Genomic DNA, 15096 nt, shown 5'->3' with positions numbered 1-15096 from the left:
CCCCCGACCGCGTCTCCTCCCCGCCCAGTCTACGGACCGCTCTCGTCCAGCCTCCGTGTGCGTTTCCGCGCCAGGAGGTCGGTGTAGAGCCGCTTCCGGAGCTCCGCCCGCAGGTGGGTCGCCGTCTCCTCGTCGACGTCGAAGGCGGTCGCCGACCCGCCGAGAACGCTCGCCGTGCTGGCGGTGTCGGCGGTGACCGTCGCGAGGTCGCGGCGCCGCTGGAACGGCGACCGGCCGACGAACACCGTCTGCACGCGGTAGTACGGCACGATTCGCGTCGTCTGCGACCAGAACCCCGCCCGCGTGGCGAGGACGTCCTCGTCCAGGGCGAACCCGCGGTGTCGCCACCGGAGGTGGGCCGCCGCCGGGACGAGGACGAACAGCGCCAGCAGGACCCACCAGTCGCCCGACTCCAGCAGGAACCTGTCGACGGCGTAGCCGAGGCCGGTGAGGACGGCCGCGAGGCCGGCGAAGCGGAACGCGTACCGGCGACGGGCGCGGGTCGGTGGCCGCTCGAACTCGAAGGTCCCGAACGGTTCGATGTCCCGTGCGAGTTCGTACACCTCCTCGCGGGGGGCCATCGGCACGGCGACGCCCTGTTCCGACTGCTGAGTCCCGCCGCCGTAGCCCGCCGTCTCGACGACGAGGGTGGCCAGCCCGAACCGCCGCATCAGGACGTTCTCCTTCACCGTCACCGTCTGGACCTTCGACAACGGGATGGTGCCGCTGTACCGCCGGACCAGACCGCGCTGGTACCGCAGGTCGTCGCCCTCCCGGAACAGGCGGAAGCCGTAGTACTCGACGACCGTGAGCACGACGCTGACGACCAGCGCCGCCAGCAGGAACTCGACGAGCGTCAGCAGCGCGAGTGCGACCAGTCGCGGCGGGCCGAACGGTTCCAGCACAGAGGGGGTCAGCGCCGGCTCGGCGCCCACGAGCGTGAGGTTGAACCGGACGATGGCGGCGACGAGGTCCCCGCCCAACGGGAGGCCGGCGAGGGTCAACACCGGCGCGGCCGGACGCACGGAGACCACGGCGTAGGTCAGCAGGTCGCGCCACGAGAAGGCGAACAGGTCGGTCACCTCGTCGTCGGCCCCCTGTTCGGTCGGCGTCGTGCTCCCCGTCTCGTCCGTCGTCGGTTCGGCGGCCTCCGCCGCTCGGGCCCGGCTCTCGCGGTCGAACTGCTGGACCAGACGACGGAGCCGCTCGGCCTCCTCGGGGGCGACGGCGTCCAGCGAGGCCTCGGTGGTGCTCCCGCCGGCCGTCTCGAAGTCGACGATAGTCAACCCGAGCAACCGGTTCACGACGCCCTGCCTGAGGTCGACGTTCTGTATCCGACCGAGCGGTATCTCCCGCGACTGTCTGGCCAGCACCCCCGACTCGACGGCCAGCGTGTCGTCGGCGATCTCGTAGCGGAACCGGTAGTACCGGACCAGCGCGAACCCGCCGGTGACCGTCGCCCCGAGCGGGGCCAACGCGGGAACGACCCACGCGGGCAGGCCGAGCGACCCCGCCAGCGCCGTCCCGACGAAGAAGCCGAAGACGGCGCCCTGTACGGCGGCCCGGCCGACGCGCAGGACCGCGCTCCGCGGGTGGAGCCGTCTCATACTGCGTCCGTGGCCTCGCTCTCGCTGGCGAGGTCACGGAGGCGTTCGCGCAGTTCCGTCGCCCGCTCCGGCCGCAGACCGGGGATGGTGATGTCCGCGCCGCGGGAGCCGGCGGTGTAGACGACGACGCTCGCGAGGCCCGCCGCCCGCTCGACCGGTCCTCTCGTCGTGTCGACGTGCTGGACCCTGACGTAGGGGACCGACGTGTCCGTCCGCGTCAGGACCCCGCGGACGAGGAACAGCGCGTCGTCCTGCAACCCGAACCGCCAGATACGGTGCGCGAACACCGCGTGGACGGCTCCCAGGCCAACCAGTACGGCCCAGCCGACGGCGACGAGTCCGAGCGGTACCGAGACCACCAACCGGTCTGCGAGGACCGCGAGTCCGAGGAGGACTGACGCGACGACGACTGTCCGGCCGACCCACAGCAGCCTCACTCGCGGATGCAACGACTCCATACGCCACCCGTAGTGCGAGGTGCGGATTAAGTGTGGGGACGAGCGTCGCCGTGCCGGGGGTTCCGCTCACTTCGAGGTGCCGCCCGACGTTCCGCGTCTGACACTTCGATGGGGGTCCACAGCATAACCCCAGATATATGACAGGTGTGGTCGTTTTCACCCGTCACCCGCCGTGGCGGCTATACGGGCATACCCGACACTTACCGCGCCGTCTCGGTGCGCGAAATAGGGTATCCTTCGCTACCGCGGCGTTCGAGACACATAACAATGCGACCGCGTCGAGTGTACTAGTCCGGGTGACACGAGTCACCCGGATTCACATGCCGGACCCACACTCAGCGAACGGACTGACACGACGTGACGCGCTCAAACGAGGGCTGGCGACGAGCACGGTCGTCGTGGGGTCGCTCACCGTCGGCGGGGCGACCCTCTCGACGCGGACGGCGGCCCATCCGAAACCCGAGAACCACGACGTCGTGTGGGGTGACGACGTCGGCTACCTCGACGGCGTCGTCCAGACCTACGCCACGACGAACCCGCAGGGTGAGCTCTCCTCGCTCGGCGTCTACGTCGACGCCGAGGCGCTGGCGGCCTTCGACGACGACGCCCTGGGCGTCCATCTGGGGCTGCCCTCGTCGGTGGACACGCACCAGTTCACCTTCGTGGGCTTTCACTACAATCCGGCGGGGCACCCGCCGCCCGGGATCTACACCGTGCCGCACTACGACTTCCACTTCTACATGGTCCCGGAGGAGATGGTCGAGGGCATCCTCGGCGGGCCTGCGACCTTCGACCTCCCGGACGCACAAACGCCCCCCGACTACCAGCGCCTGCCGGTACTCGACACCGACGGGGACGGCGAACCCGACACCCCACTCGTCGAGCCCCACATGGGCGAACACCTGGTGGACACGACCGGGTCGGAGTTCCGGTCCGACGGGTCGTTCACGCACACGAACATCTACGGCGCCTACGACGCAGACGGGGACGGCACCGGCCAGTTGACCTTCGTCGAACCGATGGTGACGACCGAGTTCGTCGACGGTCTGTCGGAGGAACTGACCGTCGATATGAAGACGCCGGAGGTGTACGCCACCGCCGACGAGTACCCGACGGCGTACGTCATGCAACCGACCATGCGCGACGGCCTGTTCGTCTCCATCGACGAGTTCGCCGCGTTCGAGGGCGCGGGCGAGTGAGACGGAGTCAGTCGACCCCCGACGCCACCACGTCGCCCGCGCCCGGCCGGCTCACACCCGCTCGTTGACCCGTTCGGCGACGCGCTCGCCCGGTCGGCGGAGGTGCCCGCTCTCCACCTCGTAGACGTAGCCGGTCACGGTCACGTCGTCCGGGATGAGTTCGTGGTTCCGCAGGTACTCGACCTGTGCCGCGCAGGCCTCGTCGATGTCGTCGGTCATGCGGACCCACTCGGCAACCGAGTGGTCGCCGAGGTTCAGGTCGGGCAGCGACGGGTCGATGTCGACGTCGTCCAGGTCCCCGTCTGCGGCGGCCTCCAGCCCCGCGACCACGTCCTCGTCGCTCGCGCTCATCATCCCGCAGTCGGTGTGGTTGACGACGATTATCTCGGTGGTGTCGAAGAACTGGGTCGTCAGCGCCGCCGACCGGACGACGTCGTCCGTTACCTTCCCGCCCGCGTTCCGGTATATCTGCGCGTCCCCGAGCGAGAGTCCGAGCGCCTCCTCTACCGGGATGCGCTCGTCCATACAGGCGACGACCAGCAGTTGCTTGTCGGTCGGGATGCCCTTCCGTCGGCGCCGCGCCCAGTCGTCGCGGGCGTCGACGTCGGCGTCGACGGCCTCGTGGACGTGTCCCGGTTCCGGTTCCTCGCGCTCCTCGCCGTGTGTGTGATGTGGCATCACCGGACGTTCGGTCGCCACCGACACCGGTGTTGTCGTTTGGGCAACTGATACCGCAATCTACGACGCTCAGTCGTCCGTGGCGACCGACCGTTCGGTGTCCCCGTCGCCCTCTATCTCCTCGAGGACGCGGCGGTGGAACTCCTCGAGGACGGCGGACTCGTCCTCGGCGAGCACCACGTCGCTGGCCATCAGCGTCGCGAGGCCGAACGCGCGGGGCGACGGGGAGTCGACCCGCGTCGAGACGACGTCGACGGCGCCCCGTTGGACGTCGGTCAACACGTCCTCGATGCCGGCGACGTTGAGTTTGTCCTCCAGAATCTCCCGGTAGGTCTCCTCGACGACGGCGAACTCCCCGAGGTCCTCGGCGAACCCCAGCAACATCTCCGAGGACACCTGCTGTTCGCTGGCGGACTTCTCGTAGCCCTTGTACCGCTTCAGTATCATCAGCGACCGGGTGGCGTTGATGCGGAAGTACCGCTGGAGGAGGTCGGTGCCGTCCAGACTCGCCCGCAGGTCCGCCCGGACGTCCGCGGGGTCGACGTTCTCGACGATGCGTTGGATGTCGACCTTCCGGTTGAGCGGCATCGACAGCGTGAACCCGTTGTCGGCGACGGCGACCTGCACGTTGGCGTTGGCGGCCTGCGCCACCCGGTAGGCCAGCAGTCGCGAGAGCCCGTCGTTGAACCGCCGCCCGTAGTTCGAGTGGACGTAGTAGTGGCGCTCGTACTCGTCGCGGTCCATCGCCTCCTCTATGACCAGTCGCTCGTCGGTGGCGACGCTCTCCGGGCCGGCGTAGGCCACCTGTTCGCGGAACATCCGGGCGATAGCGCGGACGCTGTGCTCGTCCAGCGGGAACTCGCGGAGCCAGTTCCGCACCTCCGACATCCCGCCGCGTTCGAGTTTGTCGAGCAGTTCGCGCTGGAAGGCGAGTATCTCCCGACCGAGGTCGTACGACAGCGGCAGGCGCTCGGAGAACCACGACGGCACGGTCGGCCGTGCGCTCGTCGGGTCGACGTACACCTTCGACCCGCGGCGGTAGCGGTACTCGTAGTTGGACCCGCCCAGCACGAACACGTCGCCCTGTTCGAGCGTGTCGAGGTAGGACTCGTCCAGCTGGCCCACCCACTCGTCGCCGCCGCGGACGAACACGTCGCAGGTGAACGAGTCGGGGATGGTGCCGATGTTGGTCATGTAGATGACCCGGGCGAGGCGGCCGCGCTTGCCGATCAGGTCTTCGCCAACGTCGTACGCCTCGTAGTGGTACTCGCCGTCGGGCGGGTCGTTCGTGTCCCGCCAGATCTTCGCGTAGACGTTCTTCTCCTCCATCCCGGGGTAGTCCGCGGTGAGGTAGCGACACAGCTGCTCCCAGGACTCGTCGGTGTAGTTCCGGTAGGGATAGGCACGTTCGAGGATGCCGCGGACCTCCCGTTCGGGCCGGACCCGGTTGATGGCCATCCCGTAGACGTGCTGTGTCGCCACGTCCTGTGCGTTCTCGGGGACGAACACCCGGTCGACGAACCCCTCCTCGGCCTTCCGCAGCATCACCGCGCACTCGACCAGCTCGTCCCGGTCGAGTGCGACGACGCGCCCCTCGACGGTCTGGCCGAGCTGGTGGCCGGCGCGGCCGACCCGCTGGAGGAGCGAGGCGACGGATTTGGGCGACCCGACCTGTACGACGAGGTCGATGTACGGCATGTCGATGCCCAGTTCCAGGCTGGTCGACGTCGTCACCACGTCCAGCTCCCCGTCTTTCAGCGCCTGCTCGATGCCCTGTCGTTTCTCCTTCGACAGGGAGCCGTGGTGGCACCCGGAGTTGTCCGCGTCGTAGGCGGCGAAGTTCTCGCGGAGGTTCTGGAGGACGCGCTCGGCCCCGGAGCGCGTGTTCGTGAACACGAGCGTGTTGGTGTGGTCCTGTATCTGCTCGTGGAGCTCCCGGTAGAACCGCTCGGTGACGACGTCGCTGGGCGTGTTGATGAGGTCGTCGGTCGGGCAGGTCAGTTCGACGTCGAAGTCGCGTGCGAACCGCGTGTCGACTATCTCGTACGGACGGGACTCGCCCCCGGGCTCCTCGCGGCCGACGAGGAACTCCGCGACGGTGTCCAGCGGCTCGACGGTGGCCGAACAGCCGATGCGCGTGGGCGATGTCTCGGCCATCGCCTCCAGTCGCTCCAGCGACACCGAGAGGTGGGTCCCGCGCTTGTTCTCGGCGAGGCTGTGGATCTCGTCGACGACGACGTACTCGACCGTCTCCAGTTTCTCCTTGAACTTCGGGGAGTTCAGCAGGATGGCGAGGGTCTCGGGGGTCGTGTTGAGGATGTGCGGCGTCGTCTCCAGCATCGCCTGTCGCTCGCTGTCGCTGGTGTCGCCGTGGCGGATGGCGTGGCGGATGTCCACGTCCTCGCCCCGGTCGTCCAGTTTGCCGGTGATGCCGTCCAGCGGCACCTCCAGGTTCCGGTGGATGTCGTTGGCGAGCGACTTCAGCGGCGAGACGTACAGGCAGTAGACCGAGTTGTCGAGCTCGTCCGCACGGGCCTTCGCGAACAGTTCGTTGATGATGCCCGTGAAGGAGGCCAGCGTCTTGCCCGACCCCGTCGGCGCACAGATGAGGGCGTTCTCGCCGGCGTGGATGAGCGGGATGGCCTCCTTCTGTGGCGGGGTGAAGAAGCCGCCGTTGCCGGGGACGTACTCGCCGAACTGCTCGACCCACCAGTCCTGCACGACCGGCGCGAGGCAGTCCAGTACGTCCGCGTCGTCGATGGCGACCGAGTCGGCGTCGAAGGCGGGGTCGGTCGCCGCGAGGCGCTCTCGTCCTCCCATTGGTGGGCTCTTGTAGTGGGGTCGGCCTGCGGGGGGAAGTGGGTTCCGCCACGATAGTTAGGCATCGTGGCGGCAGGGGCGCGGTAATACGGTCTTAAGCTGGTCGCCGGAACAGTGAAACTCCCGTCGCAGTCTCCACGAGATTCATTACGCTGGGGTTCGGTGAGTTGGACATGTCCCTGCTGCCCTCGCGTGGTCCCGACGCGAGTGCGTCACAGGACGGCGAGCTCCAGATCGTCGGTGTCGACGACGACGTCTCGGCCGTCCTCGACGCGCTCTCATCCGAGACGGCCCGCGAGATACTCAACGCCGTCTACGAGAACCCGGGAACGCCCTCCGAACTCGCCGACCGACTGGGGATGTCCATCCAGAAGGTCTCGTACCACCTCGAGAAGCTCGAAAACGAGGAGTTAATCGCCGTCGCCGGCACGCAGTACTCCGAGAAGGGTCAGGAGATGAAGGTGTACGAACCGCCCGAGGACCCCCTCGTGCTGTTCGTGGGCACGCAGGACCGGAAACGGTCGCTCCGGTCCCTCGTGAAACGCCTGATGCCGGCCGTCGGTATCCTGACGGCGGCGAGCCTGATTCTCCAGATTCTGCTCGGGAACGTCCCCTTCCCGTTCGGGACTGCCGCCTCCGGCGACGGTGCCGAGAGTGGCGGGTCGGGCGGCGGCGACGCGGCCGCCCGGAGTACCGAGGCGACACCGACCTCGACGGCCGTCTCGACGGAGACGGAGGCGGCGACGACGTCCGGAGACGGCGGCGGTGTCAGCATCGCCGAGGCGACGGAGACGCCGACGCCCACCGAGGTTGCCACGGAGGAACCGGAGGCCCTCGACATGGCGACGGAGGTCGCGACGACGGCCGCGAGCGGCGGCGGGTTCGACGTCGAACCGGGGGTGGCCTTCTTCCTCGGCGGCCTCCTCGTGGTCGCCATCGTCGCGGTGACGCTCGCCTACAGCGAGTACTGACCAGGTACCGGTCGCTCAAAACTCGTTTTGAGCCTCAGATGGACTTTTTATATACCCGGGACAACCACCAACTGCGCCGTCGCGGGGCGACCCGGTCAAGCCGACTCCGCCCTGACCCGGTGGCACGCTCCCCTGTCACCGCCCCACCGGTCCCCGTCGGCGGCCACTGCTGCCCGCCCCTCCGCTGACGCGGCCCTGAACGGTCCCCCTCCCCCAACCCTCCGCCGACGCGGCCCTGAACGGTCCCCCTCCCCCACCCTCCATCGACGTCCGCCCACCCCGCTGGCGACACCAATACCTTTGCTCCTCCGAGCGGTGGTCCCGCGTATGCGACTCACGTTCCTCGGCACCGGGAGCGCCATGCCGACCGGGCACCGCGCGCAGTCGGGCTACCTCGTCGAACGCGGCGACGACGCCCTGCTCGTCGACTGCGGGAGCGGCGTCCTCGACGCGCTCGCTCGCACGGACCGCGGCTACGAGGGGGTCGACACCGTCCTCCTGACCCACCACCACCTGGACCACGTCTCCGATATCGACGTCCTGCTGAAAGCCCGGTGGCTGGCCGGCGAGACGGACCTGACGATAGCCGGGCCGCCCGGCACGCGGGCGCTCGTCGAGGACCTGCTCTCGGTCCACGAGTACATGCAGGACCGCCTCGACCTGACGCTCCGGGACGTCGAGGGGTCGTTCTCGCTCGCCGGGTTCGACGTCGACGCCCATGAGACGCGCCACTCGATGCAGTGTCTCGCCTACCGGGTGACGCCCGCTACCGGCGGGCCGACCATCGCGTTCAGCGGCGACTCGGAGGCGTTCACCGACCTCGTCGAGTTCGCCGACGGCGCCGCCGTGTTCGTCCACGACTGCTCTTTCCCCGACGACGTCGACGTGTCGAACCACCCGACGCCGTCGGCGCTCGGCGACGCCCTCGCGGGGGCCGACGCCGACCTCGGACGGGTCTATCTCACGCACCTCTACCCCCACACCGAGGGCCGGCACGAGGAGATGCTGTCGTCGCTCGGCGACCGCTACGACGGCGACGTCCGGTTCGCAGAAGACGGCCTCAGCATAACCGTCGACGAGCGGTGACTCAGACCCGCTGGAGCGTGACGCGGAAGTCGGCCCCGCCCATCTCGCTGTCGCCGACGGCGACGCTCCCGCCGTAGGACTCGGTCAGCGCCCGGACGAACCCGAGCCCGAACCCGCTCCCGGAACTGTCCGGGCCCTTCGCCCCCATCTCGAATATCTCCTCGCGGAGGTGCTCGGGGACGCCGCTCCCGTCGTCGGCGAACCCGACGACCACCTCGTCGGTGCCGCGTTCCACGAGGGAGACGCGCATCGCGACGTCGCCCTCGTTGTGGACGGCGGCGTTCGAGACGAGGTTCGTGAACACGGAGTCCAGCAGTTCCCCGCCGTACACTCGGTAATCGAACTCGTCCGGGTCGAAGTCGACGGACAGACTGTCGTAGTTCCCCTCGACCTCCGCGATGGTCGTCTCCAGTATCGCCCCCAGGTCGCGCGGTTCCGGTTCCTCCTGGGCCTCGAGCGTCGAGACGAGGTCCCCCACCCGTTCGATGAGGTCGGCGGAGCTCCGGGCCGCCCGCTGTATCTTGCCGACGTACTCCTCGGTCTGGCCGTCGACCTCGTCGGCGACGGCGTCGGCGAACCCGGCGATAATCTGGAGGTCGTTGCCGAGGTCGTGGCGCAGGAGGCGGTCGTACAGCTCTATCATCTCCTTGCGCGTCTCCAGGTCCTGCCGAGCGCGCTCGAGGCGCTCGCGCGAGCGGATGTTGCTGATGGCGGTCCCGGCGTGAGAGGCCAGAATCTCCAGCGGGCGGCTCTGCTCCTCGCCGAACGATTCGACGGTGGTCGAGCGCGTGACCAGAATCGCCGTCACCTCGCCACCGACCTGCGTCGGGACGGCGAGCGTGGCAGTGACGTCCGAGTCGGCGGTCATCCCCGCCTCCGCGCCGGTCGCGACGACCGTCTCGCCGGCGGTCAGTGCGCGACGCGCGACGTCGCTCGGCTGGTCGCCCGCCCCCAACCGGGGGTTCGTGCTGTGGACGACGCGGGGGTCGCCGTCCCGGACCTCGACGAACGTCGAGTAGGAGAACTGGAAGAGCAGCGACATCGCCTCCAGCGTCAGCGAGACCACCTCCTCGACGGTCTCACAGCGATTGAGCGCCTGACCGTACTTGTTCAGGTCGGCCACCTGCCGCGCGAAGTCCGGTTGTTCCTCGAATGCCATCCAGGCCACCCTCTCGGAGTGTGTCTATCCGTTACTGGGTTGGAGAGGGAAAAACGGTTTCGGGCGATTACAAGATACGATACTCCGAGGCGCTGGCGGGTCGGCGGCGAGGGTCAGTCGAGCCGGTAGCGAAGCAGGGCGGCGATACCGCCGAGGTTCGACAGCTGCTGGCCGGGGGCGAACTCCGCGGAGAAGACGGTCACTGACCCGCCCTTCTGTTCGGCGGTCTCGATGATGTGGTCGACGTCGACGTCCCAGTCACCGTCGCCCGACCGCTCCTCGCGGAGCCGGTCGTCGACGACCAGCAGCGTCTCGATAGCGCCGAAGTCGGCGGCTTTGGCCACTTCCTCTGGTCCGTACGCCACCTCGCTCCCCTCGCCGATGCGGGCCATCAGTTCGTCGATGAGGTCCGCCTCCTCGGCGATGCGGGTCTGTTGCTGGACGTCCTCGACGGCGCCGCGTTTCAGCACCTCGTGAACGCCGCGGTCGCCGACCGCGGCCGTGTCGACGACGGTGATCTGGGCGGCGATGTCCGGAATCTCGTCCTCGAAGTAGTCGAGCGCGTCCTGCTTCGTGAAGCCGGGCCCGGCGAGGATGTAGGCGTCCACGTCCTGCCGCTTCAACACGTCTGCGAGTTCGCCGAACAGTTCGTCGCGCGGGCGAGCGTACTCCCCTTTCCCCGTCGTCGACGTTATCGAGGCGCGTTCCTCGGTGCCGTACTGGGCGACGGTGTGGACGTGGGCCTCGCCCTCCTCGACGGTGGCGATGGCCACGTCGGGGTTCTCGGTGGCCTCGACGGCCTCCTCCAGCCGCGCGTTCTGGTCCGGTTTCCAGCGCTTCTCGATCGTCAGTTCGGTGTGTTCCTCGACGTTGAGCGTGTGGTGAAAGCCCAGTTGGTCCTCGCGGGAGCAGTCGACGATCTCGCCGCCGACCCTGAGGCGGTTGGCGAACTTCGCGAACTCGACGTCCGTGACCTCGATCTTCAGCCACATCGGTTCGCGCTCCCCACCCTTGTCGCGGAGGGTGTCGTCGTTGCGCTGGATGCGCCGCGTGGTGTCACCGGAGACGTGGTCGCCGGGTTCGACGACGTGCGAGAGGTGCCAGAGGTCGTCGAGCGTCTCGGGGACCACCTCGACGCGTTCGCGACCCTCGCCGGTGGCCTGCCGGCTCTTGATCTGCATACCGGGTGGTGGGCCGCCCGCCCACAAGTGCCCTGCTATTCACACTGCGGGCTGACTCGCCGTCGCGTCGTCGTCGGCCTCGTCGCGGAGGTCGACGTCCGCGACGCCCGCCCCGATAGCGTAGGCCCCGGCCACGTTGCCGTAGAACAGCACGAACGGCACCAGCAGACCGCCGACACCGGTAGCCGCGACGGCGCCGGAGAGTATCTGTGCCAGGATGCCGATGGCGACGAAGATGAGCCACCCGGTCGCGTACCGGCGGTCCCCGGCGACGGTCCGGAGCGAGCTGGGCGAGAAGGCCGCACCGAACCGCCCCGTCCGGGCGAACGCCGCGACTCCGGCGGGGAAGAGGTACAGGGCGGCGAGCAACAGCAACAGCGTCAGCGACAGCGCGACCAGCGCCACCAGCAGTCCCCCCGCGGCGAACAGCCCCGCCCGCGGCCCGGCACCGCCCTCGACGACGGTTACCGGCACGAAGAACAGGAACGCCGCGACGGCGATGGCTATCGCGGGGACGAGGAGGTACACCAGCGAGATGACGAAGGCGACGACGCCGTCGACGAGGAGGTCGCCCCAGTCGTCGAACACCGGCGGTCGGTCGGTGTCGCCCGCCGCCACCTGCCGGACGACGCGCACGAGGTAGCCGTACACGAACAGTAACGGGACGAACAGGAAGCCCAGCAGACTCAGCACGCCGCCAATCAGTAACGTCTCGACTTTCTTCTCGCCCGTCCAAGGGAATCTGAGTGCGTCTTCGAACATGGGTATCACCGTCACCGCCGCCGTCGGCGCCACGTTCGAGCGCTCTCGTCGTCGGTCCAGCGGGGCAGTAACGGACTGGAGTACGACCGCCGTGGGCATAAAGACGGGCTGACAGAACCCCGCAGGTAGCATGCCACATACGACCACGCTCGGTGGTGGGTGGTTGCCACTTGGACGATGAGTAGCATCGAAAAACGGGTCACCGGTCCGCTCGGCGGCTCAGGCAGCGGGCTGGCTGGCCGGGGCGTCGGGTCCCTCCTCGACGGCGGGCATCTCCCGGACCGCCGAGCCGACCGCGTGGGCCCCCGCGACGTTCGCGTAGAACGTGACGAACGGGGCGAGGATGGCGCCGACGACCACGACGTTCAGCAGGCCGATGACGACACCGCCCAGGAGGCTGATACCGAAGGCGACGAGCCAGCCGGTGGCGTAGGTCCGGCTGAACGCCATCGGGCGGAGTTCGGCGGGCGAGAACGCCGCGCCGAGGCGGTCGGTGCGGACCCAGGCGACCACGGCCGCCGGAATCACGTACGCGACCAGCAGCGAGACGACGGTCACGAGGAGCGCCGTCACGACGACGATGAGGCCGATAGCCAGTCCCGTCCCGCCGTTGTTCCCGCCGATACCGGCCGTGACGCCGGTGGCGAACAGCGCCGCGACGGTGATGGCCGTGGGCACAAGGGCGTAGACGAACCCGATGGCGAACACCTTCAGGCCGTCGACGAGCAGCTCACCCCAGTCGTCGAACGCCGGGGGTTCCTCGACGCCGTTCATGACGCTCCGGAGCGTCCGGGCCAGGTACCCGAAGACCAGGACCGTCGGGACGAGCAGGAAGCTGAAGGCCAGTAGCAGGCCGCCGATGACGACGTTCTTGAGTGCGCTGTCGCTGTTCCGTGGGTAGTTTAGGGCTTCTTGAAACATTGGTGGCTCCCGAGACACGGCCGGGGTGTCGTCCTGTCCGTACGGCGCCCCGCGTCTCTACATCCTATACTACGACCAGCAAGTATATCAACGTGCGTGAGCCGTGCTACTCGTCGACCATCCGGCTCCCGCCCGGCGGGAGGAACTCCTGAATCTGGTCGGGGCTGGCGACCTTCCGGACGAACGTCTCGTCGGCGAAACGGTCCTTGAACTCCCGGTAGAGACGCTTCGCGATGTCGTTCTGGGCGTACCGGCCGGGTTCGACGGTGATGCTCGTCGCTGCCGCCGGTCGGATGGCCGCCGGCGGGCCGCCGATGACATGCGTCCGGTCCTCGCAGGTGATGCCCACGGCGACGCCGACCGGCGTGTCCTCGAAGTACGTGCGGTCGCCGCGAACGGCGAATCCGCCCTTCTCCAGGAACTCCCCGCTCTCGGGCGTCTTCGACACCTGCTCCGGGTCGACCATGTACACGTCGCCGGCGAACTTCCCGTCCTTCCAGACCGAGGAGTACGAGACGGCGAACTGCGCGGCTTCCTCCAGCGAGGTGTCGGGGAAGTCGACCTCCTTCGCGGGTTCGCTCGGGCCCGTGGCCTTCAGCACCGTGACCGGGCCGCCGTGGGCCTGTGCGTGGAAGAACTTGTCACCGCGTTCGCAGTACTTCTGGACGAGCTCCTCGTTGTCGTCGGCGTCCCGGCCGCCGATGACGAGGTAGCCGTCGGAGGTGTGGAACCAGCGGAACTGCTCGTACCACTGCTCGTTGTTCCGGATGGGGATGGAGGGTTCCGAGAGCCAGTCGGTGGGTTCGTCGGCCTCGTCTTCGTCCGCGTCCGGTTCCGGGGCCGTGTCGGTGTCGTCGGCCTCCCACTCCTCGCGGCGCTGTTTCACGGCTTCGAGGTCCTCCCGCGTGTCCTCGATGGCCGCCATCGCGCCCTCCTTCTTGCCCTCGATGCGCTTGGCCTCCTGGTACAGCTCGTCGGCGTTCTTCTCGACGCCGGTGCTGGCGTCGACGGTGACCCGGGTCCCGTCGACCTCCAGCGTGACGGTCCCCTCGCTCCCGTCGACCCCGACGACGGCCGCCGCCGCCTCGATGCCGCGCTCCGCGCCCTCCGCGAACGTGGCCTCTATCTCGTCCCACGGCACGTCGTCCGCGCGGGCCTGCTGGACCGTCGAGAGCACCTCGTCGACGAGGTCGTAGCGCGCGTACAGCAGTTCGGCCTTCTCGCGCTCGGCCTCGGCGTCGGCCTCGAAGTCCTCGATGGCGCCCTGCTGTTGCTGGATGATGTGCTCGTACTTCGATATCTCCGCCTCGAAGTCCGGCCGCTGGGTCTCGCCGCCCTCGACCTCCTGCTCGCGCTGGAAGTTGAAGAAGTAGTCGTCGAGCGCGTCGTTGAACGAGTCGAAGGGCTCGCTGTATCGGTGTTCGTACTCCTCGAGCGGGATGGGCGTGACGTCGACGCGCTGGCGGTTCTCCGCGGTGTCCTCGCTCCCCTCGGGCGTGTCGTAGTACACCCGCGGGTCGAGGTCCCCCTCGCGCAGCCGGGTGCCCAGCTCCGAGACGATGTCGTAGAGGCGGTCGAGTTGCTCGTCGGTGACGTCCTCGACCGGGACGTTGTAGTCGATGTCCGCCCGCGTACACAGTTCCTCGCCGTAGAGGCCACCGAAGTTGAGCTGGGTCGCCAGCGTGCGGACGATGTCCGAGTCGGAGTCGCGGATGCGGGCGACGAACCCCTCGTAGTCGACGGTCAGGGGGTTGAACCGCGCCGACGGGAACTCGTAGGGCGTCCCGGGCGCGACGGTGCGTGACTTCAGCCGCACCGTCTCCAGACAGTCGATGACCTCGCCGTACTCGTCCAGCACGGCGACGTTGCCGTCCCCGAACAGCTCCGCGACGATGGTCGTCGACCCGTCCTCCCGGTCGAACTCCAGTTCGATGATGCGGTCGAACTCGAACTGCTCGACGCGGACGAGGTCCGCCCCCGACAGGCGGTTCCGGAGCATCATCGCGAAGTCCGGCGGTCGGCCCGGGGCGTCCGGGACGTGTTCGGCCGCCGCGACGTGAGCGCGCTTGACGTCACCGACCTCGACGATGAACTCCACCCGCCCGCGGTCGAAGTCCCGCATCTTCAGTCGGACGAGGTCGTCCTCGGCGTAGAGGTACGCCTTGTCGAGTTTCGCGCCCTCGTAGTCGGCGAGTTCGCCCTCGAGGGCCGCGAGGTCGACGCTCGTCAGCTCCCGCTTCGTGTCCATGTCGGT

The 15096-nt window shown here is 68.5% G+C and carries 12 protein-coding genes; 3 read left to right on the top strand and 9 right to left on the bottom strand.

Annotated elements, in window-relative coordinates; all coding sequences use genetic code 11:
• Positions 1-29: 29 nt before the first annotated feature.
• Positions 30-1607 carry a PH domain-containing protein gene (locus ACV7GQ_RS07000; protein ID WP_470312802.1) on the bottom strand — a complete coding sequence of 526 codons (1578 nt, stop codon included), beginning with the start codon at positions 1605-1607 and terminating at the stop codon, positions 30-32.
• Entirely contained in the window at positions 1604-2065 is a 462-nt protein-coding gene (locus ACV7GQ_RS06995; RefSeq protein ID WP_470312801.1) for a PH domain-containing protein, read from the bottom strand. The genes ACV7GQ_RS07000 and ACV7GQ_RS06995 overlap by 4 nt, the downstream gene beginning before the upstream one ends.
• A gap of 320 nt (positions 2066-2385) precedes the next feature.
• On the opposite strand from ACV7GQ_RS06995, the gene ACV7GQ_RS06990 reads away from it, so the two are divergent.
• A complete protein-coding gene (locus ACV7GQ_RS06990) occupies positions 2386-3264 on the top strand; it encodes a hypothetical protein (RefSeq protein WP_470312800.1) in 879 nt (292 codons plus the stop codon).
• A 51-nt stretch (positions 3265-3315) separates the two neighbouring features.
• On the opposite strand, the gene ACV7GQ_RS06985 is transcribed toward ACV7GQ_RS06990, so the two are convergent.
• Together ACV7GQ_RS06985 and ACV7GQ_RS06980 are read right to left on the bottom strand one after the other, a co-directional pair.
• Positions 3316-3942, bottom strand: a complete 627-nt coding sequence (locus ACV7GQ_RS06985; RefSeq protein ID WP_470312799.1) for a beta-class carbonic anhydrase — start codon at positions 3940-3942, stop codon at positions 3316-3318.
• A gap of 69 nt (positions 3943-4011) precedes the next feature.
• Complete coding sequence (locus ACV7GQ_RS06980) at positions 4012-6762, bottom strand: ATP-dependent helicase (protein WP_470312798.1); 2751 nt, start codon at positions 6760-6762, stop codon at positions 4012-4014.
• A gap of 173 nt (positions 6763-6935) precedes the next feature.
• Here ACV7GQ_RS06980 and ACV7GQ_RS06975 point away from each other — a divergent pair, with 173 nt between their 5' ends.
• Both ACV7GQ_RS06975 and ACV7GQ_RS06970 read left to right on the top strand, forming a co-directional pair.
• A complete protein-coding gene (locus tag ACV7GQ_RS06975; RefSeq protein WP_470312797.1) occupies positions 6936-7733 on the top strand; it encodes an ArsR/SmtB family transcription factor in 798 nt (265 codons plus the stop codon).
• Between the two features lie 327 nt (positions 7734-8060).
• Positions 8061-8819: an MBL fold metallo-hydrolase gene (locus ACV7GQ_RS06970; RefSeq protein ID WP_470312796.1), complete on the top strand. Its 759-nt coding sequence runs from the start codon at positions 8061-8063 to the stop codon at positions 8817-8819.
• Between the two features lies 1 nt (position 8820).
• On the opposite strand, the gene ACV7GQ_RS06965 is transcribed toward ACV7GQ_RS06970, so the two are convergent.
• The 5 genes from ACV7GQ_RS06965 to rqcH all read right to left on the bottom strand — a co-directional run bounded on the left by ACV7GQ_RS06965 (position 8821) and on the right by rqcH (position 15090).
• Positions 8821-9978: a sensor histidine kinase gene (locus ACV7GQ_RS06965; protein WP_470312795.1), complete on the bottom strand. Its 1158-nt coding sequence runs from the start codon at positions 9976-9978 to the stop codon at positions 8821-8823.
• Between the two features lie 113 nt (positions 9979-10091).
• The gene (locus ACV7GQ_RS06960) at positions 10092-11159 is read right to left on the bottom strand and encodes an mRNA surveillance protein pelota (RefSeq protein WP_470312794.1); all 1068 of its coding nucleotides are present in this window, start codon (positions 11157-11159) and stop codon (positions 10092-10094) included.
• A 39-nt stretch (positions 11160-11198) separates the two neighbouring features.
• Entirely contained in the window at positions 11199-11921 is a 723-nt protein-coding gene (locus tag ACV7GQ_RS06955) for a DUF4013 domain-containing protein (RefSeq protein ID WP_470312793.1), read from the bottom strand.
• 219 nt (positions 11922-12140) lie between these two features.
• The gene (locus tag ACV7GQ_RS06950; RefSeq protein ID WP_470312792.1) at positions 12141-12842 is read right to left on the bottom strand and encodes a DUF4013 domain-containing protein; all 702 of its coding nucleotides are present in this window, start codon (positions 12840-12842) and stop codon (positions 12141-12143) included.
• Between the two features lie 106 nt (positions 12843-12948).
• The gene (gene rqcH, locus ACV7GQ_RS06945; RefSeq protein ID WP_470312791.1) at positions 12949-15090 is read right to left on the bottom strand and encodes a ribosome rescue protein RqcH; all 2142 of its coding nucleotides are present in this window, start codon (positions 15088-15090) and stop codon (positions 12949-12951) included.
• Positions 15091-15096 lie beyond the last annotated feature (6 nt).

The sequence above is a fragment of the Haloarcula sp. MBLA0163 genome, from assembly GCF_055632435.1.
Note: the sequence above shows the minus strand (reverse complement) of the source record. Positions and strands in the feature narration are given on the sequence as shown.